Origin of the sequence: Clostridium sp. chh4-2 (genome assembly GCF_002899675.1) — a bacterium.
GTDB lineage: Bacteria > Bacillota > Clostridia > Lachnospirales > Lachnospiraceae > CHH4-2.
In genome coordinates this window covers 124,167-149,804 of the sequence record NZ_PKUU01000017.1, presented here as the reverse complement: position 1 = coordinate 149,804, position 25,638 = coordinate 124,167, and the positions used below count along the sequence as shown (strand labels likewise).

Genomic DNA, 25,638 nt, shown 5'->3' with positions numbered 1-25,638 from the left:
TGGAGAAAGACAGGGGATCGTGTGCAGACCCTTAGTGATACTTGGTCGTAACCCGAATCCCCTGTCTTTCTCCAGTTCCGCCGCCCGCCCAGGTTTCCCCTTCTTTCCGGCGTCTCTTAGTTAACTAAAAAAAGATTTACCTATATTTTTTCAAAACGTTCTACATCAGTAACAAAAATTGTGGCTCCTCCGAGCTCTACAGTCATAGGCATCATCATATATCCGGCTGAAATCGATCCGATATTAGGTGCAGGAACATTGCAGGTAATCTTCTGGCGCTTACCGCAGGTATCCTTGATCAGTTCAATAGCTTCATCTACTTTATCATCATCCGTACCTACCATCAGTGTGGAGTTGCCCTTTTTCAGGAATCCTCCGGTAGTTGCCAGCCTTGTAACACTGAAATGATGCTCATTCAGCACATCCGTCACTCTGGTACCATCGTCAGAACTTACGATTGCGTAAATAATCTTCATACCTATCACCTCTCATTTTTATATTTTCAATAATTATAAAGCTTTCGGGGCAAAATGTACACTATATTTTGTGAATCTTATAAAAATAGTAAGGAACTATCGGAATTAAAGCCGCAATCCAGGCCATCGGGTCCGCAAAACAGACTCCTGCGAAGCTGACTTTTCCGGATACAACCATGATCACAGCCGCCCTGGCGATCAGTTCAAATACGCCGCCCAGCATAGGCACCAGACCATATCCAAGTCCCTGAAGCGCATTTCTGTATAGGAAAATACTTCCCAAAAGCGGATAACACCAGGCCACTGTCCTGAAATAAATGCTGGCCGCTTCAATCACATCGGTTTGGGACGCAGATATAAAAATACGCATTAAATAAGTTCCCCAGAAATGAATCACCGCAATCATTGCCACGCTCCAGATCAGAATCATAATCTGGGTCTTTTTAACCCCTTCGTGCACGCGCTCGATCTTACCCGCTCCACGGTTCTGTCCTACATAGGTCGCGATAGTGGCTCCAAATGAAACAAATACCGTAGAAACAATATTCTGTATCTTACCGGCAGCTGAGAAACCGGCCATGTACACAGCACCGTAGATATTGACCGCCCCCTGCACAATAATGGTTCCGATGGCTGTGATGGAAAACTGCAGCCCCATGGGTATTCCAAGGCCTAAAAGTCTGCCGATGCTCTCCCATGAAAAACGGAAATCCGCTTTTTTCAGCTTTAAAATCTCAAACTTTTTAATAATATAAATCAAACAGAGCAGAGCGGAGATTCCCTGTGCGATCACAGTCGCATAACCGCAGCCCACAACCCCCATATGAAAGTATACAATGAATACAATATCCAAAATTACGTTAATTATAGCCGATATAATCAGGAAATACAGCGGGGATTTGCTGTCTCCAAGGGACCTCAATACAGCTGCCAGAGCGTTATAAGCGGCTGTAACAAACAAGCCTGCATAGATAACCGCCATATATGATCCGATATCGCCGATTATGTCTTCCGGAGCATTCATCAGCCTGAGAATCGGGTAATTAAAAACTTCCAATCCAATTGTCATCACAACCACAAATGCCAGGCACAGGTAGATGGACATGGCCATATAGTGTCTCATGTTATCATATTTTTTTGCGCCGAAACACTGCGCCACTAAGATTGCAAAACCACTAGTCAGGCCGTTTAACCACCCTATCACAAGAAAAATCAAGGATCCGGTGCTTCCGATTGCGGCAAGGGCATTGACTCCGATAAACCGGCCGGCTATGATTGAATCCGCCAGATTGTAGAATTGCTGAAAAATATTGCCCAGGCACATGGGGATCATAAAACTGATAATCAGCCGGACCGGATTTCCTGTGGTCATATCATTTGTCATAACGGTATCTCCTTAATACTCTGAAAATTATTCCATTTATTGCCATACAAAAACGCCAGATCGCAAAGCGAGAGCATCTGACGTTAAAAGTTACACCTTATTATAAGTGATATGGTAAAAATTGCAAGTATTTTTTCTCTAATTTTTACATTTTTGCGGATCAGGTTCTAACCTGTTTATCCATCCCGGCCAGCACCCTTCTGACATCATCAGACAGCCTGTCAAATGCCTCGACTATAGGGGTATGGCCGGACTGGGGATATTCAATCCACCTGCATCCGCCCAGATCATACCGTAACCGCTTCAGGGATCTTCGGGAGAGAATCCGGTCCTTTTTTCCTGTAATGAGCCAAAAACGGCTCTTCGACCGCTCCATCCTGAAATGATCCAAAGCCATCTCCGCCAAAAGGAAGGCAGCCGTATAAGGATCCGCTTTTCGGGCATCTGTGCTGATGAGATCGTCAATATCCTTCCAGTGGTTAATCGTAACCAAAGAAAAGATGCGGCAGATGAAACGGCTGACCGTAAAAGGCAGCAGGCGCAGCCCCCACAGTCCCGCCCATACCGCCGGGAGAAACAATACGGCCGGCAAAAGCTTGGGCACTCCGCCATAAACCGGATTTAATAAGATTACCGTATAGCCTCTGTCGGGCAGATATCGTTTCAGCGCCCTCAAAAGCACCGCTCCGCCCATGGAATGAGCGATGATGAGATCCGTCTTATGGGTTTTCAGATAAAGAGCCAGCTCTTTTGCATAACAATCCAGTATACGCCGCTTAAATACCGGACTGCTGTCTCCAAATCCCGGAAATTCATAACACACGGTTTCATGTTCTTCCAGAGCATTTTTCAGCGGCAGATAGCGGGCTGCCGAGTGCATCCACCCGTGCAGAATCAATATGTTTTTTCTTTTCATTTATCTTTTCCTTTATATTAAGAAGATGCTAATAACTCATAAAAATGTCGTTAAAAAGCTTTGAATCCTCTTCCCATCCGTCAAAAGACCCGTTACAATAGAAACTGTCAAAAGAAAAGAATTCTTCTTCTCTTTCGGCAAATGAATGAGCCCCCCTAATTTTTTATATTTTTAATAAAGGCAAAAGACCATACTGATCATTCGTATGGCCTTTTGTTTTTTACTCAATTTTAGCATGCTCTGTTATCAATATAGCCTTAGCCGTCAATTCTCCGTTTTCGCTGCTGTCATAGATAACCTGAACCTGATCTCCGGAATGCAGCACCATCCAGTAATCGCCTGCAGCGTCCAATATAGGAGCTTCCCCTCGTTTTACCTGGTATGTAATCGTGGTGGTCTTTCCTTCTGTCAGCTGGTATTCACAATTCAGCCTGAAGGTATTTTCCCAGCCGCTTGCATCCTTTTGAATGTTGTCCACACGTCCGAGAGGCGTGGATTCATATCCATCTGATTTCAGTTTTTTAGCATAGGCCTGATAAAAGACTGCATTTAATGCGGCTTCATTCTTCTCCGCCATCTTGTATTTTTTATCTCCGGTCACCAGGTAAGAGCCTGAATAGCGGATTTCCTGACTGGTTCCATCTGCAAATTTCAAAGTGAGAATTGTTACCATTCCGACCGTATTGATCTCAGCGGCTCCGTCAACAGGCTCTAAGCTCAACTGATCCAGACCTGTCATAATCTCTCCGATCAGTTCTTCCGATGTAAACTTCACACCTTTTTCTTTTTCGCTGCTAAACCTGGGTGGAAGCGTGTTGTATCCGATCTCCACAGGATAGGACTGAACGAATTCAGGAATTCCTGCACCGCTTTTATCCACCTTTTTTCCATCCGGAGTAACCGTATTCTGAAGCATCCAGCCGTCCTGATTGAAATAATACCATTTATAACCGATCTGTTTCCAGCTTCCGGCCGGGTAACTTCCATCGTCTTCCTGATACCACCAATTGCTCACTCCTGCCTGACTGTCCGGTCCATACATATTCTGTTTTTCCGTATCCTGCTTCCAGCTTCCGGCATAGGATACCATGGAAAGGCCAAGTGACAGCAGCACGGCGGATACCAGTAATTTTACAGTTTTCTTCACGGGCTTCACCTCCTGCTATCATTATAAATCAAATCCGCCCCTCCAGACCACAGGAAAACCCAAAAGAAACACTTACGAATTATTAAAGATTACTCTCCGCACAGCTCTATCAGCTGTTTTAAGTCGGTTATCACATAGGTGCTTTCATCGGCCGCACACTCTTTTGCCTTCAAATTAACCCAGCAGGTATCCAAACCCGCTCCGCGCCCTCCTCTGATATCGGTTGTAAGCGAGTCCCCGATCATCAAAGTTTCCTCTATACGAAAATCCTTTATATGGCTCATAACATACTCAAAAAAAGCTTTCTGCGGTTTCTGAATCCCAATGCCCTGAGATGTGAATACGTCTTCAAAAAACGGCGATAAACCGGATAATTCCAAACGTCTGATCTGGGTTTTCGTGATTCCGTTTGTCGCAGCGAACAGCCGGTGGTTTTCTGCCAGCGTTTTACACAGTTCAAATGCTCCGTCTATCAGTTGTGCACCGTTGCCCAGAAGTTCTCTGTATTGGCGTTCCCATTCTTCGCCGTCCGCCTGAATGCCAAAATGGCCCATTGTCTTTGCAAATCTGGTATTCAGCACTTCTTCCTGAAGGATTTCCCCTTTCTCATAACGGTCCCACAGATCGGAGTTTACAGAATGATAAGTTTTCTTCATTTTCTCATCAAAATCGTATCCCTGCGCCTGAAACAGACGGTTGAGGGAGTCCGCCTCATTTGCATCAAAATCCAGTAATGTTCCGTCTAAATCAAATAATAATATCCTGTATCCCATAATACCATCCCTCCCGGCCCAGCCCATTACCATCTGATAATTGGCTCTTCTCTTTTAAACCTTAACGCCATTATAAAATGTATTCCTAAATAAATCAACAGCCCGGGGCAGATACGTTACGATCCACCCCAGGCTGTTTCACCTGCACTTATCTGTTTTTACTGCTGTAAATTGCCGCAGTTATCAATTCTCTTCTTCCTTCTTTTTGCCGAGCATCGTATAAGCTGCCAGCAATAAGCTTGATAATAAGAGCATCCAGCTTGCCGCTCCCGATGAATTACCGGTCTTTGGCAATGCTGCCAACGGAACTTCGCCGTCGTCAATCACTGTCATGCCGCTATCCGTTTCCGGAAGATTTGCAAGAGGTACTTCTGTAGGAAGAACGGTCACTGTAGCTCCTGGGCCATCGCTGCTGCCTGTCGCATTATAGTTCGGGCCGCCTGAACTTCCGCCGCCTCCGCCGCTGCTTGAGGAACTAATATAGCGCCACTGTGCCACATAAACTGCATTGCCCGTTACATTTTCTGCCACAACAGGGCTCCATCCGTTAAATACATAACGTCCGCTTCCTGTGGTCTGGCCGTTGAATGCAGGGGTCTTATCATTGTAGCTTAACCCGCCGGTAATCTGTGTTGCAAACGTACCGTTTGTTCCAGGTTCATAAGTTACGGTGAACTGCTGTTTGAAGTAAAGTTTCAATACTAAGCTTCCGTTTCCTGCAACAATTCCTTCATATACATTGGAAGCCGCAGTATCCAGAATATAGCCTGCTGCCGGTGTTTTGTCAGCATCGGTTACTGCTGCAGTTGTATCTGTCATTCCGCTTCTCTTCTGCACGCTGTTAGCCGCTGCCGGGTAAGCTCCCTGGTTCTGATAATAGAATTCAACGGAATAATTGGTAGAACCCTTTGCATTCCAGGTTGCAACGTAAACTGCATTCTGAGTTACCGTATCGGTTACCGCCGGTGTCCAGCCGCCGAACTCATATCCGTCTTTTCCGGTGATTTCGCCGCTGAAGCCTGGCGTTGCGTCGCCGTAGCTGAGACCGCTGTGACCTTGTGCAGTAAATGTTCCATGGGTTCCAGGCTGATACGTAACTGTAAACTGCTGTTTAAAGTATACTTTTAATACCAGACTTCCATCTCCTGCAATATTGCCGCTTTCCACGTTGGAAGCCGCCGTATCATATACATAATCATCCTTCTCAGAGATCTTATCTCCTGCTTCCAATACAGCTTCGGTATCTGTAGTTCCTCTTCTTACAACGTACTTTTCAGGCGCTCCATAAACTCCATTTTCCTGATAATAATATTCTACCGTATATTTTGTATCAGAATTTGCAGTCCAAACTGCCACATACTCTGCATCTTCTTTAACACGGGTTTCGACTGCCGGCTCCCATCTTTCGAAGGTATAGCCATCCGCGCCTTCTTTTACACCGATAAAATCAGGAGTATATGCATTGTAGTCTAAGTTTTCCGTAACCTGTTCGGTAAAGATTCCGTGAAGTCCGGGCTTGTAAGTTACCGTAAACTGCTGTTTGAAGTATACTTTTAATACAAGACTTCCGTTTCCTTTGATGTTTCCTGTTAACACGTTAGCCGCGTTAGCATCGAATGCGTAGCCGTCTTTCGCCGGTTTCAGATCATCCGATGTTGTCTCTGCCAATGTATCGGTTGTTCCTATTCTAACGTCAGTGTCATCTGCCTGATCCGTATATTGGCCATCAGCCTGATAGTAGTATTCTACTTTATATCTGGTATCCTCATTGGCTGCCCACTGAGCTACATAAGTTGCGTCTGCTTTTACGTTCTTCTCAATTGCAGGTTCCCAACCGACAAAGGTATAGCCGGGATCTCCTGTGGTACTGCCTTTAAATTCAGGTGTCAGCACATTATAATCCAGATATTTTGTCGTTTCAGCGGTAAATGTACCATGAGTTCCCGGATCATAAACAACTGTAAACTGCTGTTTGAAATACACCTTTAATACAAGGCTCTTGTCTCCCTTAATGGTGCCTTCTAATACATTAGCTGCTGCAGAATCAAATGCATATCCATCTTTAACCGGCTTCAAATCATCGGCTTTTACCTCTGCCAGCGTACCGGTCTTTCCGGTTCTTGTAACGGATTCTGTTGTGGTATCGGCATATTTTCCTTCATTTTGATAGTAATACTCTACCTTGTATTCCGTATCTTCAGCCTTCCACTGTGCCACGTAAACCGCATCGGCTTTTACCGTCTCTTCAATCACAGGCTTCCATCCATCAAATGTATAACCGGCCTCTCCTGTGATCTGACCCTTAAATGCCGGAGTCTGCACGTTATAATCCAGATGTTCGGTTAACTGAGTGGTAAAGGTTCCATGATCTCCCCGCTTATAGGTTACTGTAAACTGCTGCTTGAAGTACACCTTCAGTACCAGCTTTCCGTCTCCGGTAATCGTTCCGCTTAACACATTATTAGCCGCTGTATCAAATACATAGCCATTCCGTTTTGGATCCTTATCATCATCACTTACAGAAACGACGTCTTCTGTCGTTCCGGTTCTTGGATCGGAAATATCCGCTATTGCAGGATAACTTCCGTTAGTCTGATAATAATACTCTACCGTATATTTAATTCCTTCTTCAGGAGTCCATAATGCGGTATAGACTGCGTCTTCCTTTACATCCGCTGCAATCGTCTTATCCCATCCTGCAAACTTATATCCAAGCTCCCCGCTCGTTTCTCCTGTAAACTCAGGAGTAGCTGTGCCGTAATCGATGTTTTCAGTCTTCTGAACACCAAAGGTACCATGTCTGCCCGGGTTATAAGTTACTGTAAACTGCTGTTTGAAATAAACTTTCAGTACAAGACTTCCGTCTCCGGCAACCGATCCTGTCAGCACATTGGCTGCAGCAGCATCAAATACGTAGCCGTCTTTTACAGGCTTCTTATCATCTGCGCTCACATTTACCACGGAGTCCGTTGTTCCGGTTCTCACCACGTAGTTTTCTGTCGTGCTGCCATATGCGCCTTCACTCTGATAATAATATTCTACCTTATATGATGTATTTTCGTTTGCCTTCCACTGGGCTTTGTAAACAGCGTCCTCTGTTACCCAATCCGCAATTACAGGCAGCCAGCCGTCAAATGTATAACCGGCTTCTCCTGTGGTCTGCCCCTTAAACTCTGGAGTAGCTGCATTATAATCCAGCTTTTCTGTAGTTTCAGCGGTGAACGTTCCATGAGTTCCAGGATCGTAAGTTACCGTAAACTGCTGTTTGAAATAAACTTTCAGAACTAAGCTTCCGTCTCCGGCAACCATGCCTTGAAGAACATTCAGAGTAACAGCATCCTCATCAAATACATACCCGTCCTTAGCCGATATTAAATCTTCCGGAGTTACCATTCCCGTAGTACCAGTAAGTGCAAATCGGTCATCTGACTTAAAATCGGCTGTTTGTGAATAAGTTCCCTGATTCTGATAGTAGTATTCTACATGATAGCTCACTGATTCAGGACTCCATACCGCAATATAAACCGCATCAGAAGTTACAGTCTCATCAACTGCCGGCTCCCATCTGTCGAAAGTATATCCTGCTTCACCGCTTAAAGTTCCTGCAAATTCCGGTGTTGCGCTTCCGTAAGGAATGCTGGTATGCACATCATCGTTAAATGTACCGTGAAGTCCTGCTTTGTATGTAACCGTAAATACCGGTTTAAAATACACCTTCAGAACCAAACCGGTTTCTGAAATAGTTCCGCTTAATACATTGGCCGCGCTGTTATCAAATACGTAATTATCCAATACAGGCACCAAATCATCTGCCGTCACATTCACGGTTTCATCAAATGCTCCGCTTCTGGACTGGTCTGTAAACTTAGGCCCATCCGGATAAACTCCGTTTTCCTGATAATAGTACTCAACCGTATATCCAATATTCTCTTCTCTCACATAGTAAAGCTTGATAACAAGACTTCCGTCTGCAAGAATTGAAGCAGCGTTTACTTCTCTGTCGCTTGATCCCTGGCGTGAATAAAATCTTGTGGCATTCGGATCATATTCAAATCCTGTGTATGCATTTGGAGAATATACTGCCTCTCTTCCTGTAATACCATAACCTGAAACTGCATCTTTCAAGCTGTAGGTATTACCGTCCAAATCCTGCAGATAATGTTCTACCAGATAATTGGTATTCTGATTTCTGGTATAGTAGAGCCTTAATACAGTTGTTCCCTCTGCATCTACTTCCTCTGAACTTCTTCCGTCAACAATGCCTTCCTGATAGGTAAGTCCCTGATAGTTGATTTTGTAATCAGCATCATAAACGGTTTCACCGGTTGTAGCATATGCCGGTTTGCTCTCATAGTACTCAAAATCGTCTGCAGTTTCCGCAAAATCCGCCGTTGTCTTCTGCCAATAATGTTCCACTGTAATCCGTGTATTATTGGAAGGTTTCCAGATTGCATACAGATCCACATCTTCGTCCGGCATTACAAAAGTAGGAGCCTTCTGTCCGGATTCAGGCAGCGGATATTCCGGATAGCTGCTGTCCGGATCTCTGTCCCAGCCTGCAAATTCATATCCATTACGTGTCGGAAGTTTACTATAATTTACAGTAACTTCTTCTCCTGCCTTATACTGCACGATATCCGGGAAATAATCGGTTCCTTTATTCGGATGATAGATAACCGAATGTTTGGATTTTTCCTGAATTACACCATCCACGTGCCATGCTCCGCTGGATACTTTGATAACATACCATCTCACATACTGGGTATCCGGATCAAATTTATATCCGGCCTTTTGAGCGGCCGCCTTAATCGTCTCATCGGTAGGTACTTTACCCAGGTTTGCTTCAACAGCTTCAAAATCATTATTAACTCTCATTGCGACTTTGATGGTTCCGGCCATACCAGGCGATTTCGGGAAATAAGAAGCCTCATCGTACTGGGATGGTTCTGCCTGAATTACGCCGTCCTTACGTACATAATACTGCGCTTTCACAGAACCTGTAATTTCAGTGTCAATCCATCTCGCATAAAAATAAGTATCTTTTTTCAGACCTGAATATGTGATCTCTGGTCCGTATACATCGGTTGCATCTGCCTTGCCCACTACCCATCCGGCAAATACTTTCTTACTATTCTGGTTCTTCAAACCGATTGAACTGCCGGAAGGAAGTTCTACGGTTCCATTGGCAGAAATCGCAATCTGATGAGCCAGTTTTCCGTCTTCCAGATATCCGCCTTCGCCCACATTCGGATAGAAGGTTGCCTGATAAGACCAGATCGCATAATAGATCGTATCTGTGTTAACGCTTATAACCGCACCAGGATCTATCAGGTTGTCGCGGTTTGAAGCCCTTGTTGACCATCCAAGCAAAGCTCTCTCACCATTTGTAAAAGCGGTTTCTTCCTGAGTCGGCATCACAAGTTTTCCATTCTCAAAAGCCTTCTCATAGGTCTTTGAACCGCTTCCCGTATTGGCATTAAAGATTACATTATAAGACCATACCGCATAAAACTTAGTATCACTCGCTTTTACTTTATCGCCAGGAAGGAACAGATTTGTCCTGTCTGTGCTGCTCTTTGACCATCCAAGCAAGGTCTTGGTTCCATAAGTAAATCCTGCGGCTGCCTGATCCGGCATGATGAACATCCCTTCTTCATTTTCAGCAAGATAATAATCGGAACCACTGCCTCCATTGGCTTTGAAGGTGGCTTCATAACTCCATATTGCATAGTAGACAGTATCTCTTTCCAAGGCCACGGTTGTTCCGGGCTGTATTAAATCGCTGCGCTTATTGGCTGATACAGACCATCCCATAAACTGACGTCTTCCGTTGGCAAATCCGGTATCTTCCAGCTTAGGCATGATAACCCCGCCGTCCTGACCTTCCGGTACATAGTAATCGCTTCCTGCTCCGCCATTGGCTTTAAAGGTTGCGGTATAAGACCACACTGCATAGTAGGTAACATCATCGTTTGCATTTACCTGTGCTCCCGGCTGAATCACATTCGTTCTGTTATACCGTTCTTCGGACCATCCCAGGAATGCCTGATTGCTCTTTGAAAAGCCTGCTTCCTGAGCTGTCGGCATTACAAATTGGCCGTTGCTTTCAGAAACATAATAGTCGCTTCCATTTCCTCCGTTGGCCTTAAAGGTTGCCAGGTAGGACCAAACGGCGTAATAGTCGTTGGATGCTGTAGAAGCTTCGATCTCTTCTCCCGGCTGAATCAACTGGGAATGCTCAGTTCTTTCAGATGCCCATCCAAGGAATTGACGTCTTCCATTCTCAAATCCGGTCGTTTCCAGAGTTGGCATTGTTATGGTGTTGCCTTCTACGCCCAACTTATATGTATCACCATCGCCATTGTTGGAATGGTAGGTGATCTTGGTCTGCTGTTTCTCAAACCACAGGTACAAAGTCTTGCCGGTCAGATCTTTCCAGGACATCTCTCCGTGAAGTCTGTACTTGATCTTTCCTGAATCCTTAACTATGATTTCATCCACCGGCTTTTTATAAGAAGAGTATTCGCCGGAAGTTAAAGTCACTTTGTACTCATAATCTTCCAACAAGGAGTTATTGCTCATTACCGCATCAGCAAGTGACTTAGTTGACAGATTGACTCCTAACCAACGATAAATATCTGCAAAATCATCATCATAGATATTTCCAATTTCTTTTCCGGTTTCTATATCTTTAGTAACCAGTTTCAATTCCACTGCTTTATCAAATACTTTCCAGAATGTGACAACATAAGTGGAAAAATGATTTGTACGGAAAGTAACGCTGCTCTCTCCATCCGTATCTGAATCCTGCATTTCGGAAATCTTATAATCAGGCAGGTTTGTTGAACGATAATACTTATTCATCGGCAGAGATTCCAGATAATAAACACTTACTGATTCGCTGTCTGCCAGCTCTGCATCCAGACCTTCGAATATAACATTCACTTTACCGTCTAATTCATGTATCTCATTTCCTTCTTCATCATACAGCAGGATATCATATGCTTTCATATCCTGAAGCTGCATTCCCTCGTCTCCGGAATCTTCTACAAGCTCCTGGAACGGTTCCGTATCCACCGGCACTGCCACCGCATGATCCACTGTGATTCCCAGATCTGCCGGAATTTCGATTCTGATGGAGATGCTTCCATCCGCAACTTCTGCTTCGATTACAGTATCTTCTGCCGGTGTTAATGCTGAAGGTGTCTCAGGTATTAAGGCATCTTCTTCCGGTGCAGTCTGTTCCATCAAACGATCCAGGCTTATAACAAAAGCTCTGGCCGTATATGTCTCATCCAATTCCACCAGACCATATACTTTACCGCCCTTTAATGATCCATAAGCAGCAACCGCTTCTTCATCTTCAATCAGAACATCATCGCTCAGTATCTTGTCGTCTTCAGGAATGACGTTCTGGTTCTCATTTTCAACAGATGGTTCGGTTTCTTCCGGTGCGGAGGTTTCCGGTTCATCAATTGTAATGATGGTTCCTTCTTCTGATTCTTCCTCTGTTGGCTCTGCCGCTTCTGTCGTTTCTTCCGGTGCAGCAGGTTCGGCTGTGGCCGGCTCCGTAACTATCGGCTCGGCTGTCGTTGGTTCGGCTGCTTCCGGTTCCTGTTTTTCTTCTTCCTCAACCGCTTCTGTTGTCTCTTCAGCCGGCTCAGTCAGCCCTTCTAATGAAGTGGCTACTCTCGGTACATTATGGATAGACATTGCAACTAAATCGCCTTCCGTCTCTTCGGCTACATTATCTTCCAATGAAGCGGATGCTTCCTCTTCCGTTGCAGGTTCTTCGATTTCTTCCGTTTCCTCTGCTGTGGTTGTCTCTTCTTCAGTGATTTCCTCAGCAGTCTCTTCCGGTGTTTGGGCTTCTGTCGTTATCTCCTCGGTGGTTTCCTCCGGGGTTTCTGTCTGTTCTGTGGATTCTGCTTCTGTAGTATTCTCTTCCGCAGCAGTTGTCTCCTCAGAAGTTGGCGCCTGTGACTCTTCTGTGCTCTCAGATGGCTGTACAGATTCTTCCGTACCCGGTTCCTGCGGCTGGCTCTCTGTTGTCTCCTCCGGCTGTGTTTCTTCCGGCTGAGTCTCCTCCTCTTTCACAACGATGTCCTGCTCACCCACAACGCGCTCTGTGGTGCTTTCAACAGTAACGACGTCAGAAGTATAACCACTTACATTGATCTGAAGGTTCATATCTTCAATTGTATAGTTGACAAACAGGAAAATAATCTCCTTTTTATCTCCGTCAACTCTTACAAATGTTCTGAGGTCGGTACCGTCGGCAATCTTCTCACCGCTGTAATTCGGATCAAATTCATAGACCGAAGCGTCGTTTCCTCCAAATAATTTTTTATACTTTGAAGACAGGCTCGATTTCGTCCCTTCTGTAAACAACAAGGCCGACGAATCAAATACCTCTTCCCCTTCAATCGCCGCCAACGCCGCTTCCTGAATTTCATCTCTGTCCAATACAAAGACCGAATCGGGCGTCCGTTTCGAATCCTGCACCGCATCTGATGCATACGCGATCGAAACATTGTTGGCCACGTTGCCGAAAACCATCAGGATTGACAGAATAAATGAAATAATTCTCTTCGCCTGAAATAGTTTGACCGGCTTTTTCCTTCTTTTACCCTTTTCCATGACTTTCCTCCTTTTATTGCTGAATTTGAATGATTATACCTTTAACAGACCTTGTCACCTTCCTTTTCTCTGACATCCAGTGCGCTGTCAATCAGCTTGAGTAATTCTAACGCACTTCTGAAACTTGCGCTTTGTTGATTCTCAGCCCACATGACATTTCCCTGCCAGGTAGCATTCTGCCGATATTGAACATGTACGACAAATGTTGCCTTGTCTCCTGACTGCCTCATAATGTCCTCTGTTTTCAGCACCTGCACCACCCCTTCTTTATTCTGGACCAGCATTGTCTTATCTTCTGAAAAGCGTCTTCCCATGGTCGATGCCTGCGGATATCCAATCCTGTCAAATAGGGATTCCATTCTGTTTATCAGCTGGCTCAGCTCTCCAAACACAAACGGCTCTTTTGAATATCTGTCATACATCCGCCCCACGATTTTACCTTCGTCCGCTTTATCAACACAGATGCATAAAAGATTGGGCGCTGATACATGAATTCGACATTTCTCCATATCTTCAGCCTCCTTCTGCATCTTATGGAATCATTTTAACATTTCAGGTGTTACTCCAAGCGTTACTTTCTTACGCTTTTATAAATTAATTTGTAATTTTCACGGATCCATGGGACTATTCGTCCTTATAATCCTTAATCTTTTATAACGAAAAAGGAACACTGGCGGATGACAATTAGTGCTGTCAATCCACAGTGTTCCTATCTAAATTCCATTCAGGCTTTTTATCTGCAAAATGTGCCTGGCTCTCTTCTGTTTCCATATCGGCCGCTGACGTTATATAGTAGCGGAGTTCTATTTTTCTGCTGCCTGAAATCTCTTTAAACTGCCTGTCAATCCGTTCACTTATAATGGAACCGGCTTCTATACAGAGACCTGCCAGCAGAATCAAAAATTGATTGGGACTGTATCTCGTGTAAAGATCCCCTCTTCTTAGGGAACGGCCGATCGCACAGTGCAGATGTTCGGCGGCCTGTGAAAGGCCTTCTCTGTCATCGCTTAACGGCACTCCGTCCTGGTCACTGAGCGTACACAACATCAGATAAACGGACTGACCGGTTCTCTCTATCATCCGGACAATCAAACGATAACTGTCAATAAAGCTGGGATAACTGCAGTAATAAGCCCCTGTTGCAGATTCTTTTTCTCTCAAACTGTCTTTAACATCCGTAATAGCCCCCGCCGCATAATGAATCTGGCCGCTCATGGCTCGAAACCTGGCAAGCATCTTTTCAGATGGAGACAAACCCAATTCCTCAAAAAACATGGCTGTCGCATGTTCATACGTGTTCAAAGCTTCTTTATACCGGTTCAGAGCCATCAGACAGTCGATCTGAAGAACCTGCCATTCCTCAAAGGGATAGATCTCCGTGGCAACGGTGCATAATTCCAGCATTTCTTCATATTCTCCCCGCTCTTTCATTTGGGAACAAGCTTCCCTAAGACAGGAAAAATAGAGTTCCTGACACCGGACACTCACCACAGCCACCCAGTCCTCCGCCGCCATAAGGGGAAGGAATTCCCCACAGTACAGATCGCAGGCCCGTTTAAGCAGATCCAACCGCTCTTCTTTTTTCTCTAACGCCTGTACAGCAGTTTTTTCAAACTGTACGGCATCCACAATCGTATTAAAATTGTCCGGTTTCCAGTAATATCTTCCATTTTGGTACCGTATGTATTCGTCCTTAGGAAGGCCCGATTCCGCCAAAAGCTTCCTCAAGCGGAAAATGACCGCTCTCAGACTATTGGTAGGATTCGCATTCTCTTCTCTTCCATATAGAATATCCAGCAGTTTATTTCTCAAAATCCCTTCGTCGCCATGATATAAAAGTATGCTCAAAAGCTGAATGCTTTTATTATTAATATTACAGATCAGCGACAGCGGCTTTTCATTATATAGTAAAGAAAATCCGCCAAGCATGCGCACATATAAGCAATCCTTTTTTTCAAGCACAATATTTTTTTCCATAAGTCCTCATCATACCCCTTCGCCGCAAGGAATACCCTCTCCTGTAAATCAATCCACGATTCTTTCCCGGCATTCTTCGGCGCATAAATTATTTCCCACAAGAAAGTATATCACATTGCTTTATAAAAATCATATTATTGTGAAAATTTTCTTATTAAATTCCTCTGCGCCATGATGGATACCGATTTAAATACAGTTTAAGCATAAGCAATAAAACCATATTTTTCAACCGTTTGGCATTATTCTGCAAATTTTGGCACATATCCGGTTGTGTATAATCGAACTATTTGCGCAAATACTAAATGAAATACAGATGCTTATTATCTGTCTGTATTCTAAAAATCAAAAATGGAGGACGGACTTTATGAACCACAAAGGCAGATTTTATATGTGCGAAGATTGTAAGAGTATTGTAGAACTTGTGGAGGGAGAAAATGCTCCCATTGAATGCTGCGGCGGCAAATTAAAGGAAATACAAGCCGGCAAACAGGAGGGCTCCGCTGAAAAACATATTCCCCAGGTCAAAATAAACGGAAATATTGCGACGGTCATGGTGGGCAGCGTTTTTCATCCGATGCAGGATGGACATCACATCGGCTGGGTCGCCGTCTACACCAACAAAGGCGTTTACCGGAAAAAACTGGAGATCGGCAAAGACCCTGTCGTCGAGTTTCTGCTGTCAGACGGAGAAACCGTTTCCGCAGTTTACGCTTACTGCAATGAACATGGGCTGTGGGAAGCGAATATGTAAAGATCTTAATTTAGTTTAGTAAAACATGTGGGAAAGAAAAGCTTTTTCCTGATGGCATGACGAAGCGAAAAGCACCCAGATTCAAAAAACAAAGGTGCTTTTCGCTTCGTCATATCTGTTTTGTCCATTTTATGCAACTCTATTCATCTTACTGACTTTATAAATAAACTCTTTCATATACATAACTATAAGAATAATGGAAAGCTTGTAACTTTACCGATATAATTAATATGCTGTTGACTCTTTCCGGCGGGAAGGAGGTGGCATCATGCACTACATAGATTCATTTCTCATTTCTGTCATGGCTGGTATAGTCTGCTACTATATCAGTAAATGGTTAGACAGAAAAAAGTAACAACAGCTAACCTGGGTTATCCCACCCTATAAAGGAAAAAGAATGCCCAGGAAGCTGCAACTTCCTGGGCATTCGCTTTTGTGATATCATGCACATAAATTCATTTCTCTGCTACTATTATATTAAATCAGAAAAACTAGAATGTCAAGAAACACAGATTAACTTTACATAATTTCATAATAGTTCAGCCTTCCGCTTTCTCCTTAGAACTTACCTTCCTTTTACGCTTCCTCGCCGGAAACGGTGAAGGTTATAGCAGTAGACATCTTGTTACTTTACCGATATAATTATTATGCTGTTGACTCTTTCCAGCAGGAAGGAGGTGCGACCAGTGCAATACATAACCGCTTTTCTTATCTCTGTTGTGGCAGGTATAGTTTGCTACTATATTTGCAAATGGTTGGACGGAGATAAATAACCAACAGTCTGCCTAAGTTATTCCTCTTCAAAAGGAAAAAAGAAACCCCAAGGAGTTGCACCTCCTTGGGGTTTTACTTTGCGTCCAGTGGACACAACCGCTTTTCTCTGCTAACATTATATTACGCCAAGGAAGTGTAAATGTCAATAGTTTAGTAATTATAAAAATAGTTCTTTTTGTTCCAACTACCAATCACTTTCATAACCTTGAAAACCTCTTATTCTATCAGCATTTCCTTAGAACTTACCTTCCTTAGCTGCTTCCTCAATGCTAACAGCCACAGCCACAGTCATACCAACCATAGGGTTGTTACCTGCGCCAATCAGACCCATCATCTCTACATGGGCAGGAACGGAAGAAGAGCCGGCGAACTGGGCATCAGAATGCATACGTCCCATAGTATCTGTCATACCATAAGAAGCTGGGCCTGCTGCCATGTTGTCTGGATGAAGAGTACGTCCTGTACCGCCGCCTGAAGCAACTGAGAAGTACTTTTTGCCTTTTTCCATACACTCTTTTTTGTATGTGCCTGCAACAGGATGCTGGAAACGTGTTGGGTTGGTAGAGTTACCTGTGATGGATACGTCTACGCCTTCCTTCCACATGATAGCTACGCCTTCTGTAACATCGTTAGCTCCATAGCAGTTAACTTTGGATCTTAAACCGTCTGAGTATGATTTTCTCCAAAGCTCTTTCACTTCGCCTGTATAGTAATCCATCTCTGTCTCAACATATGTAAATCCGTTGATTCTGGAGATGATCTGAGCTGCGTCTTTTCCTAAACCGTTTAAGATAACTCTTAATGGTTTCTGACGAACTTTGTTAGCTTTCTCTGCGATACCGATCGCTCCTTCAGCAGCTGCGAAAGACTCATGACCTGCTAAGAAACAGAAGCAGTCTGTAGTTTCTTCCAGAAGCATCTTGCCTAAGTTACCATGGCCTAAACCAACTTTACGCTGGTCTGCAACAGAACCCGGGATACAGAAAGACTGAAGTCCTTCACCGATCGCTGCCGCTGCGTCTGCTGCTCTCTTGCAGCCTTTCTTGATTGCAATTGCTGCGCCTACGGTGTAAGCCCATTTTGCATTTTCAAAACAGATTGGCTGAATTCCTTCTACCATCTTATAAACATCTAAACCAGCATCTTTCGTGATCTTCTCAGCTTCTTCAATGGATGCGATTCCATAACTGTTTAATACTTCATTGATTTGTTTGATACGTCTCTCATATGATTCAAATAAAGCCATTAACTTGTCCTCCTACATTATTTGACTATGTATTTTCAATCCGCTTTACACGATTATTCTACACGTGGGTCGATGATCTTAACAGCATCTGCAACGCGGCCGTACTGACCTTTTGCTTTTTCGTAAGCTGTTGTCGGGTCATCACCTTTCTTGATAAAGTCTGTCATCTTTCCAAGACTTACAAACTGATAACCGATGATCTGGTCATCTGCATCAAGAGCGATACCTGTAACATAGCCTTCTGCCATCTCAAGATAACGAGGACCTTTCTTTAAGGTTCCGTACATGGTACCAACCTGGGAACGTAATCCCTTGCCTAAATCTTCAAGACCTGCACCGATTGGAAGTCCGTCCTCAGAGAATGCGCTCTGTGTTCTTCCGTATGCGATCTGTAAGAATAATTCTCTCATAGCTGTATTGATTGCATCACATACAAGGTCTGTATTCAATGCTTCCAATACGGTTAATCCCGGAAGGATCTCAGCTGCCATAGCTGCTGAATGAGTCATACCGGAACATCCGATTGTCTCAACTAATGCTTCCTGAATAATACCTTCTTTAACATTAAGGGTTAACTTACAAGCGCCCTGCTGTGGTGCACACCAGCCCACACCGTGTGTTAAACCTGATATATCTTTTACTTCTTTCGATTTGACCCATTTTGCTTCTTCTGGAATCGGAGCAGCGCCATGATGAACGCCCTGTGCTACTGGGCACATATTTTCTACTTCGTGTGAATAAATCATTGTAAAACTCCTTTCGAATAGTAATAAATTGAGTACTTTGTTAATTTTATCACATCATACTTGGTTTTATTCTCTCATAAAACGTCAATTATTTCAAGCTGTTTTTTCTAATATATCAAAGATTTGAGGAATCTCCCGGATTTCATAATCGGCAAGGCTTCTGTCAAAGCCAAAACGGTCATCAATCAGAGCAGCTACCGTCATTCCGGCCCTGTGGGCAGCCGTAATTCCAACCGTAGAATCCTCGAGTACAAGGCATTCTTCCACACCAACGCCCAGCTTTCCGGCCGTAAAGCAGTAGATCTCAGGATCGGGCTTGCTGCGTTCAAACATGTTGCCGCTCACCACTTCATCAAAATAATCCCAGATCCCGTTGGTCTTTAAAATCCGTTCAACCAGGGGCAGTCCGGTGGAAGAAGCCACCGCCAGCTTATAGCCGCTGCTTTTTAAGCGCTCCAATACCGGAATCATCTCCCGGCGGAACATGCTTTTATAATCGATCTGGTCATATACGTTCCAGTTTTCCCTGTATTCCTGTCTCAGTTCTTCCCAGGTTTCACCGTTATGAACAGCTTTTTCAAAAACCTTCCATGCATCTTTTGCAGTTCTTCCCACCATAGGATGAAGATCTTCCATCCTGACATCGGGATTCTTCGTCTTAGCATATTCCAGCTGATAGCCCAGATATACGATCTCGCTGTCGATCATAACGCCGTCCATATCAAAAATTACTGCTCGTTTCATTTATGTTCTCCACTTAAATTATATTCTGCTCTTAATTGTCCCAGTTCTTTCAGAATGCCGACCACAATCACAAACGCCAGCACAAATGTCAGCATATCCGCTATGGGCTGCGCCATCTGAAGCCCCAGCACGCCGAAGATGCCCGGCAGCACAATCAGGGACGGGATCAGGAACAGTCCCTGTCTTCCCATGGCAACAAGAGACGCCCTAAATCCATATCCGATGGACTGGGTCAGCATGTTAACCATAATAACGCCTGCCTGGAACGGCATGGTGAGAAGCTGAAGCCTGAGCGCCAGCGTACCGATCTCAATAACCGTCAGGTCTTCCCGCCTAAACGACGTGATGATTGGACGGCTGAAGATAAATGCCACAATGCCAAAGCAGGTGAGCATGGTGACAGCGACCTTTACGCAGAACCAGAATGCCTCTAACACCCTGTCATACCGTTTTGCGCCGAAATTAAACCCGCAAACCGGCTGGAAGCCCTGGCCGAAGCCGATCAGGCTGGAGTTTACGAACATCATGAATCTGGTAACGATGGACATGGCCGCAATAGCCGCATCTCCATAAGGTCCCGCCGCATAGTTTAGCACAACTGTAGCCACACTTGCAAGTCCCTGTCTGCAGAAAGAGGGAAGCCCTGCATGCAGAATTTCACCGTACATCTTTAGCGTAGGGGTAAATTTACTGATCTGAATCTTAATACATCCCTCCTGCATGTTGCACTGGTACAGGAGAATGGCAAAACTGATCATCTGGCTTAACATGGTGGCGATCGCCGCACCTGAAATTCCCATATCAAATCCGAAGATCAGAAGCGGGTCCAGAACCATATTTAAAATACCGCCTGTAGTAATTCCCAGCATGGCGAAAAATGCATTGCCCTGCGCTCTGAGAATATTATTCATAACAAAAGAAGTCAGCATAAATGGAGCCGCAAACAGGATATACCTGGCATACTGCTGGGCAAACGGCGCGATGGTCTTCGTCGCCCCCAGAAAATACACCAACGGCTCTGAAAATATGCTACCAAATACGGCGATGATAATTCCGATAATGGCCGCCGTGAAAAATGAAGTCGCAGCAGAACGTCCGGCCGTATCCTCATCCCTGTTTCCCAACGATCTGGATATGTAGTTGCCGCTTCCCATTCCCAATGTAAATCCGATGGCCTGAATCATTGCCATGGCGGAAAACATGACTCCAACCGCTCCCGACGCGCTGGTTCCGATCTGGCTTACGAAAAAGGTATCCGCCATATTGTAAATGGAGGTAACCAGCATGCTGATGATGGTGGGAATGGCCAGCTGTGGAATCAGCTTCTTCACCGGCGTTTCGATCATTTGTTGATAGCGTTCTTCTTTTGTCAGTGCTTTTTTCATATTAAGATGTCTCTCCTTTTGTTAATTTTTCCATAATCCACAGGCAGCAGAGGAAGAATACAATTCCCTTCATCACACTGCTTATTGTAAGCGCCCACCAGATACCCGTTAATCCAAGCGCAGTCGCGCTCAGCAGCAAAGCGAGGGGAATCCTGGCCGATGTTAACGTGATGCTGATGATTGAGCTGAGGAACGTCTTGCCCAATCCGGATAAAGCTCCCACAGTGGTAAGTTCAATGCACATGAACATCTCCGAATATCCGATGATCCTCAGGTAATCAATTCCAGCCGGTATGATCTCCGGCTCCCGGATAAAGATTCTGAATATGGGCCCCGGAAGAAATACCAAAAGCGCGGTACAGAGAAGCCCCCAAACGAACATAACTCCCACAGAGGTTAAATATCCCTTTTTCACTCTCTTATACTTCTTTCCGCCGTAATTTTGTCCGACAAAGGAATTGATCGCCGCAGCGAAACCGTCGGCAGTCATCCAGGAGATCGATTCGATCTGTCCCCCGACCCTCTGCACAGCCACCGCAGCGTCCCCAAATCCGGCCACAAAACGGGTGAGCACCATGGAAATGCTGGTGTACAAAAGGTTTTGTATGGCCGCAGGAAGCCCTAACCGGTAAATCGTTTTTATATAACCACCGGAAGTTTTTGTAAATAATCTTATCTTATCGAAAATTATGATATCCTGGCGGATTGCCAATAGGAAAACAAGAAATACAACAATCTGAGCTGTAACAGTTGCAACCGCTGCCCCCGCAACTTCCATTCTGGGGAACGGCCCAATACCAAATATAAGAACAGGGTCCATGACCATATTGATAACAAGCCCGACCGCATTGGCCTTAAATGGGGTTTTGCTGTCGCCGGTAGCCGTTAAAATACCGGTCAATATGCTGTTCATAAACGGGAAAAATATGAGTCCGCAGGTGATCTTTAGATAAACCTGGGCATCTGCCAGGGTTTTTGCATCCTGCAAACCAAAAAAACCGATCAGCCGTTTCGCTCCCGTCACCATGATGACTGCAAACAGGATGGCAAACAGCGTTCCCATCTGGATCGCTCCCTTTGCATATTCTGCCGCATCTTTGGGCCTCTCTTCTCCAAGGGAATGGGCAATCTTTATCTGGCCGCCCATCTTAGGCATAGCCACCACCCCCTGAGAAAGCCATGTATACATTCCGGCCGCTCCCACGGCTGCAACAGCTTTCGAACCCACTTGTCCGATCCAGGCCATATCGGTCAGATTATACGCCATCTGAACCAGAGAAGTGGCCATAATCGGCAGTGCAAGACCGGTCAGGGATGTAAAGATATGCCCTTCCAGTAAATCAATATTCTTTTTCATAATACATACCTTTCAAAGCTATATTTCAGGCAGAACCCCATATTAAAAGAGTGCTACAACCTATATTGTAACACTCTTTTTCATTACCATCTACTTAATTTTACTGATAAATACACTTATTTCTATCCACATTTTAAGCCCATACATCGTTCAAAATGACACGGCAGCTTTGCTGCCTTTTATCCGGTGCCGGATAGTCTTGACTTCATGTCAGTGGGGGATATATGCCCATCACTGCCGTTAATCTTGTTATTGGCGATTCATCCCTCCACCTATAGAGGTGGGGGAATCCTCACTTAATTTATTAAACTATTTCTGAGACAGATATTCGTGAATACCGCGGGCACCTGCACGGCCTGCTTCCATCGCAAGAATTACGGTAGCTGCGCCTGTTACCGCATCTCCGCCGGCAAATACGCCTTCTTTTGTGGTCTTTCCGTTGTCAGTCTCCGCAACGATACATTTACGCTTGTTGATGTCCAGGCCTTTTGTGGTATTGGAGATCAACGGGTTTGGTGAAGTGCCCAGAGACATGATTACCGTGTCCACTTCAATGGTGTAATCCGATCCTTCGATCTCTACCGGTCTTCTTCTTCCGGAAGCATCCGGCTCGCCAAGTTCCATCTTTCTGACTACCATTCCCTTAACCCATCCGTTTTCATCGGTTAAGATCTCCACCGGATTGGTTAACAGGTTGAAGATAATTCCCTCTTCTTTGGCATGGTGCACTTCTTCCACTCTGGCAGGAAGCTCCGCTTCGCTTCTTCTGTACACAACATGCACTTCAGCACCCAGTCTGAGAGCTGTTCTTGCTGCGTCCATAGCTACGTTTCCGCCGCCTACAACAGCCACTTTTTTGCCCGCCACGATCGGAGTATCATAATCATCGCGGAACGCTTTCATCAGGTTGCTTCTTGTTAAATATTCATTGGCTGAGAATACTCCGTTGGCATTCTCTCCGGGGATTCCCATGAATTTCGGAAGTCCGGCGCCGGAACCGATAAATACGGCCTCAAAGCCCTCTTCCTCTAACAGCTCGTCGATGGTTACCGATTTGCCGATAATCACATCGGTCTCAATCTTAACGCCCAGCTTCTTCACATTCTCCACTTCCGTCTTAACAACCGTGGACTTAGGAAGACGGAATTCCGGAATACCGTAGATTAAAACGCCGCCCGGCTCGTGAAGTGCTTCGAAAATAGTAACTTCATATCCCATCTTCGCAAGGTCGCCTGCACAGGTAAGGCCTGCAGGGCCGGAACCGATTACCGCTACCTTCTTACCGTTGGTTTTTTCCGGTGCAGCAGGCACAAATCCGTTCTCTCTGGACCAGTCCGCCACAAATCTCTCCAGCTTGCCGATGGAGATCGGTTCTCCCTTGATTCCACGGATGCAGACGCCTTCACACTGGCTTTCCTGCGGGCATACACGGCCGCATACTGCCGGAAGGGCGGAGGACTCTGCGATCACTTTAGCAGCTTCTTCAAAATTACCTGCTTCCACCTCTTTGATGAAGCCAGGAATGTTGATGGATACCGGACAGCCGCCCATACACTTTGCATTCTTGCATTTTAAGCAGCGGCTTGCCTCTTCCATCGCTTCTTCTTTATTATATCCTAAACAAACTTCTTCGAAATTTGTTGCTCTTACTTTTGGGTCCTGTTCTCTGACAGGCACTTTCTTCATAACGTCCATGACACCCTCCATATCTTATTCACAATTCCCGCATCCGCCGTGGTGGGTATCACCCTCCAACAATTTTAACATGGCGCGGCCTTCTTCGGTTTTATAGATCTGCTGTCTCTTCATCGCTTCATCAAAGTTTACAAGATGGCCGTCAAATTCAGGTCCATCCACACAAGCGAATTTCACTTCCCCGCCAACGCTTAAACGGCAGGCACCGCACATGCCTGTTCCATCCACCATTACAGGGTTCATGCTGACGATTGTCGGCAGTCCCAGATCTTTTGTTAATAAGCATACGAATTTCATCATGATCATCGGTCCGATGGCAACGCAGACATCATACTTCTTGCCCTGGTTTACCACCAGGTCTTTGATCACTTCCGTAACCATGCCCTTGCGCACATAAGAACCGTCGTCTGTTGTTATGTATAAATTCCCCGCCTGTTCCTTCATCATATCTTCCAGAATCAGAAGTTCTTTATTCTTAGCCCCCACAATAACATCTACATCAATACCATGTTCTTTCATCCACTTTACCTGCGGATATACAGGAGCAGTACCAACGCCGCCCGCTACGAAAAGGTATTTTTTCTTTTTCACTTCTTCAATATCTTCTTTTACAAATTCAGACGGCTGTCCTAACGGACCTACGAAATCCTGGAAATAATCTCCGGCCTGTAATTTTGCCATCTTTTCCGTAGATGCGCCTACTGTTTGGAATACGATGGTAATCGTACCCTTTTCTCTGTCATAGTCACAGATAGTTAATGGGATTCTCTCGCCTTTTTCATCCATTCTGACAATTACAAATTCTCCTGGTTCGCAGGCTTTAGCTACACGTGGAGCTTCCACATCCATCAGAAAAATCTTTTCTGCCAGCTGTTCTGCTTTTAAAATCCTAAACATCTTTTTCCTCCTAATAAACTCCTTAGTGAATTTTCAACATCACGTGCTCAGAAGCCTTCCCCAACTTCCTTGACAAAAATGTTCGTACCTTTAATATTAGCACGCAAGTCGTATAATGACAATCATTAATTGTAAAAATTCTTCCTTTTAAAATCTGCCCTTTACGGCAATAGTCCCGCCTTTACAACAAGAGCCGGAAAGAGTTTTTACTGCGCTCTCATCCGGCTCTGCCTCATCATTTTTTAACTTTTACATACATTCTGAATTCATAACAGAGATTAAAATAAGTCTGTTCATCGCTTTCTGCGGCCACAATCCATTCAGGAGAGGCCTCCAGATTGGGAAAATAAGTGTCCGCTTCATAAGCGTAGTCAATATAGGTGACATGGGCTACATTGCAGTATGGAAGAAACTGCTCATAGACGCCTTGTCCGCCGCAGATGAATATATCCTCAGAAGGGTATTTTTTCAACTCCTCCAGCGCCTCATTCAAGTCATGGCAGACAGCTGCGCCCTTTACCTTATATGATTTATCATGTGTCAAAACGATGGTTGTCCGCCCGTGCAGGGGCTGGCCTCCCGGAAGGCTCTCCAGGGTCTTTCTGCCCATGACCACAACTTTTCCCATAGTTTCTTCGCGAAACATCTTTTGATCAGCCGGAATGGCCACCAAAAGCTGTCCCTTATTGCCAATCGCCCAGTTTTTATCCACTGCTACGATAATATTCAT

The 25,638-nt window shown here is 44.9% G+C and carries 17 protein-coding genes; 1 reads left to right on the top strand and 16 read right to left on the bottom strand.

The window, feature by feature from the left end; genetic code table 11:
- Positions 1 to 140: 140 nt before the first annotated feature.
- The 8 genes from C0033_RS17590 to C0033_RS17555 form a co-directional block, all read right to left on the bottom strand.
- Positions 141 to 476: a cyclic-di-AMP receptor gene (locus C0033_RS17590; RefSeq protein ID WP_103229205.1), complete on the bottom strand. Its 336-nt coding sequence runs from the start codon at positions 474 to 476 to the stop codon at positions 141 to 143.
- 61 nt (positions 477 to 537) lie between these two features.
- Complete coding sequence (locus C0033_RS17585) at positions 538 to 1,860, bottom strand: MATE family efflux transporter (protein ID WP_242984536.1); 1,323 nt, start codon at positions 1,858 to 1,860, stop codon at positions 538 to 540.
- Between the two features lie 160 nt (positions 1,861 to 2,020).
- A complete protein-coding gene (locus tag C0033_RS17580) occupies positions 2,021 to 2,776 on the bottom strand; it encodes an alpha/beta hydrolase (protein ID WP_103229204.1) in 756 nt (251 codons plus the stop codon).
- 220 nt (positions 2,777 to 2,996) lie between these two features.
- Entirely contained in the window at positions 2,997 to 3,923 is a 927-nt protein-coding gene (locus C0033_RS17575; protein ID WP_103229203.1) for a hypothetical protein, read from the bottom strand.
- 89 nt (positions 3,924 to 4,012) lie between these two features.
- Complete coding sequence (locus C0033_RS17570) at positions 4,013 to 4,696, bottom strand: YjjG family noncanonical pyrimidine nucleotidase (RefSeq protein WP_103229202.1); 684 nt, start codon at positions 4,694 to 4,696, stop codon at positions 4,013 to 4,015.
- A gap of 183 nt (positions 4,697 to 4,879) precedes the next feature.
- Positions 4,880 to 13,336 carry a doubled motif LPXTG anchor domain-containing protein gene (locus C0033_RS17565; protein WP_103229201.1) on the bottom strand — a complete coding sequence of 2,819 codons (8,457 nt, stop codon included), beginning with the start codon at positions 13,334 to 13,336 and terminating at the stop codon, positions 4,880 to 4,882.
- A gap of 41 nt (positions 13,337 to 13,377) precedes the next feature.
- Positions 13,378 to 13,845, bottom strand: a complete 468-nt coding sequence (locus C0033_RS27490) for a hypothetical protein (RefSeq protein WP_242984535.1) — start codon at positions 13,843 to 13,845, stop codon at positions 13,378 to 13,380.
- 184 nt (positions 13,846 to 14,029) lie between these two features.
- Positions 14,030 to 15,313 carry a BTAD domain-containing putative transcriptional regulator gene (locus tag C0033_RS17555; protein ID WP_103229200.1) on the bottom strand — a complete coding sequence of 428 codons (1,284 nt, stop codon included), beginning with the start codon at positions 15,311 to 15,313 and terminating at the stop codon, positions 14,030 to 14,032.
- 364 nt (positions 15,314 to 15,677) lie between these two features.
- Here C0033_RS17555 and C0033_RS17550 point away from each other — a divergent pair, with 364 nt between their 5' ends.
- Complete coding sequence (locus C0033_RS17550) at positions 15,678 to 16,064, top strand: desulfoferrodoxin family protein (protein ID WP_180994794.1); 387 nt, start codon at positions 15,678 to 15,680, stop codon at positions 16,062 to 16,064.
- A gap of 1,009 nt (positions 16,065 to 17,073) precedes the next feature.
- On the opposite strand, the gene C0033_RS17545 is transcribed toward C0033_RS17550, so the two are convergent.
- The 8 genes from C0033_RS17545 to C0033_RS17510 all read right to left on the bottom strand — a co-directional run bounded on the left by C0033_RS17545 (position 17,074) and on the right by C0033_RS17510 (position 25,638).
- Positions 17,074 to 18,084 (bottom strand): GGGtGRT protein, encoded by a 1,011-nt coding sequence (locus tag C0033_RS17545; protein WP_103229198.1) that lies wholly within the window; start codon positions 18,082 to 18,084, stop codon positions 17,074 to 17,076.
- A gap of 53 nt (positions 18,085 to 18,137) precedes the next feature.
- Positions 18,138 to 18,830 (bottom strand): hypothetical protein, encoded by a 693-nt coding sequence (locus tag C0033_RS17540; protein WP_103229197.1) that lies wholly within the window; start codon positions 18,828 to 18,830, stop codon positions 18,138 to 18,140.
- 93 nt (positions 18,831 to 18,923) lie between these two features.
- Positions 18,924 to 19,574, bottom strand: coding sequence for an HAD family phosphatase (locus C0033_RS17535; RefSeq protein ID WP_103229196.1), 651 nt, complete (start codon positions 19,572 to 19,574; stop codon positions 18,924 to 18,926).
- Complete coding sequence (locus tag C0033_RS17530; protein WP_103229195.1) at positions 19,571 to 20,959, bottom strand: MATE family efflux transporter; 1,389 nt, start codon at positions 20,957 to 20,959, stop codon at positions 19,571 to 19,573. The genes C0033_RS17535 and C0033_RS17530 overlap by 4 nt, the downstream gene beginning before the upstream one ends.
- A gap of 1 nt (position 20,960) precedes the next feature.
- A complete protein-coding gene (locus C0033_RS17525) occupies positions 20,961 to 22,316 on the bottom strand; it encodes an MATE family efflux transporter (RefSeq protein ID WP_103229194.1) in 1,356 nt (451 codons plus the stop codon).
- Positions 22,317 to 22,625: 309 nt separating this feature from the next.
- Positions 22,626 to 24,011 (bottom strand): NADPH-dependent glutamate synthase, encoded by a 1,386-nt coding sequence (gltA, locus tag C0033_RS17520; protein ID WP_103229193.1) that lies wholly within the window; start codon positions 24,009 to 24,011, stop codon positions 22,626 to 22,628.
- 15 nt (positions 24,012 to 24,026) lie between these two features.
- Positions 24,027 to 24,908, bottom strand: coding sequence for a sulfide/dihydroorotate dehydrogenase-like FAD/NAD-binding protein (locus C0033_RS17515; protein ID WP_103229192.1), 882 nt, complete (start codon positions 24,906 to 24,908; stop codon positions 24,027 to 24,029).
- A gap of 235 nt (positions 24,909 to 25,143) precedes the next feature.
- Positions 25,144 to 25,638 (bottom strand): dihydrofolate reductase, encoded by a 495-nt coding sequence (locus C0033_RS17510; protein ID WP_103229191.1) that lies wholly within the window; start codon positions 25,636 to 25,638, stop codon positions 25,144 to 25,146.

What these genes read in the sequence shown, in the direction of transcription:
- C0033_RS17580 (WP_103229204.1), bottom strand. Translation starts at nt 2,776, where the DNA reads ATGAAAAGAAAAAACATATTGATTCTGCACGGGTGGATGCACTCGGCA.
- C0033_RS17510 (WP_103229191.1), bottom strand. Translation starts at nt 25,638, where the DNA reads ATGAATATTATCGTAGCAGTGGATAAAAACTGGGCGATTGGCAATAAG.
- gltA (WP_103229193.1), bottom strand. Translation starts at nt 24,011, where the DNA reads ATGGACGTTATGAAGAAAGTGCCTGTCAGAGAACAGGACCCAAAAGTA.
- C0033_RS17570 (WP_103229202.1), bottom strand. Translation starts at nt 4,696, where the DNA reads ATGGGATACAGGATATTATTATTTGATTTAGACGGAACATTACTGGAT.
- C0033_RS17515 (WP_103229192.1), bottom strand. Translation starts at nt 24,908, where the DNA reads ATGTTTAGGATTTTAAAAGCAGAACAGCTGGCAGAAAAGATTTTTCTG.
- C0033_RS17525 (WP_103229194.1), bottom strand. Translation starts at nt 22,316, where the DNA reads ATGAAAAAGAATATTGATTTACTGGAAGGGCATATCTTTACATCCCTG.
- C0033_RS17535 (WP_103229196.1), bottom strand. Translation starts at nt 19,574, where the DNA reads ATGAAACGAGCAGTAATTTTTGATATGGACGGCGTTATGATCGACAGC.
- C0033_RS17540 (WP_103229197.1), bottom strand. Translation starts at nt 18,830, where the DNA reads ATGATTTATTCACACGAAGTAGAAAATATGTGCCCAGTAGCACAGGGC.
- C0033_RS17585 (WP_242984536.1), bottom strand. Translation starts at nt 1,860, where the DNA reads ATGACAAATGATATGACCACAGGAAATCCGGTCCGGCTGATTATCAGT.
- C0033_RS17545 (WP_103229198.1), bottom strand. Translation starts at nt 18,084, where the DNA reads ATGGCTTTATTTGAATCATATGAGAGACGTATCAAACAAATCAATGAA.
- C0033_RS17555 (WP_103229200.1), bottom strand. Translation starts at nt 15,313, where the DNA reads ATGGAAAAAAATATTGTGCTTGAAAAAAAGGATTGCTTATATGTGCGC.
- C0033_RS17550 (WP_180994794.1), top strand. Translation starts at nt 15,678, where the DNA reads ATGAACCACAAAGGCAGATTTTATATGTGCGAAGATTGTAAGAGTATT.
- C0033_RS17530 (WP_103229195.1), bottom strand. Translation starts at nt 20,959, where the DNA reads ATGAAAAAAGCACTGACAAAAGAAGAACGCTATCAACAAATGATCGAA.
- C0033_RS17565 (WP_103229201.1), bottom strand. Translation starts at nt 13,336, where the DNA reads ATGGAAAAGGGTAAAAGAAGGAAAAAGCCGGTCAAACTATTTCAGGCG.
- C0033_RS17590 (WP_103229205.1), bottom strand. Translation starts at nt 476, where the DNA reads ATGAAGATTATTTACGCAATCGTAAGTTCTGACGATGGTACCAGAGTG.
- C0033_RS27490 (WP_242984535.1), bottom strand. Translation starts at nt 13,845, where the DNA reads ATGGAGAAATGTCGAATTCATGTATCAGCGCCCAATCTTTTATGCATC.